An 863-nucleotide genomic window follows, 5' to 3' on the forward strand; every position below is an offset into this window, starting at 1 on the left:
CCCTTGAAGAACGGGGTGTGGCGCCCACCCTCTTCCTTCGACAGCACGTAGATCTGCGCCTTGAACTTGGTGTGCGGCGTGATGGAGCCCGGCTTCGCCAGCACCTGGCCACGCTCCATGTCCTCGCGCTTGAGGCCGCGGACCAGCGCGCCGATGTTGTCGCCCGCGCGGCCCTCGTCCAGCAGCTTGCGGAACATCTCCACGCCCGTCACGACCGTCTTCTGCGTCGCGCGCAGACCGACGACTTCGACTTCCTCGCCGACCTTGATGATGCCGCGCTCGACGCGGCCCGTCGCCACCGTACCACGGCCGGCGATGGAGAAGACGTCTTCCACCGGCATCAGGAAGGGCTTGTCCGTCGCGCGCTGCGGCGTCGGGATGTAGCTGTCCACCGCCTCCATCAGCTTCAGGATGGCCGGCTCGCCGATGTCGCTGGTGTCACCCTCGAGCGCCTTGAGCGCCGAGCCGGGGACGATGGGGATGCTGTCGCCGGGGAACTCGTACTTCTTGAGCAGGTCCCGGACTTCCATCTCCACGAGCTCGCGCAGCTCGGGGTCGTCCAGCATGTCCACCTTGTTCAGGAAGACGACGATGTAGGGCACGCCGACCTGGCGGGCCAGCAGGATGTGCTCACGCGTCTGCGGCATCGGGCCGTCCGCCGCGGAAACCACCAGGATGGCGCCGTCCATCTGCGCCGCACCGGTAATCATGTTCTTCACGTAGTCCGCGTGCCCCGGACAGTCGACGTGCGCGTAGTGGCGGTTCTTCGTCTTGTACTCCACGTGCGCCGTGGAGATGGTGATGCCGCGCTCCCGCTCTTCCGGCGCCTTGTCAATCTGGTCGTACGCCATGAACGTGGCGCC

At 66.6% G+C, this 863-nt stretch carries 1 protein-coding gene; it reads right to left on the reverse strand.

All coding sequences use genetic code 11. The annotated features are described in order from the left end of the window. Positions 1-863, reverse strand: an 863-nt coding sequence (gene tuf, locus D7Y13_RS41825; RefSeq protein WP_120538490.1) for an elongation factor Tu, incomplete at both ends; no start/stop codon positions are given.

Origin of the sequence: Corallococcus praedator (assembly GCF_003612125.1) — a bacterium.
In the GTDB taxonomy this organism is placed as follows: domain Bacteria; phylum Myxococcota; class Myxococcia; order Myxococcales; family Myxococcaceae; genus Corallococcus; species Corallococcus praedator.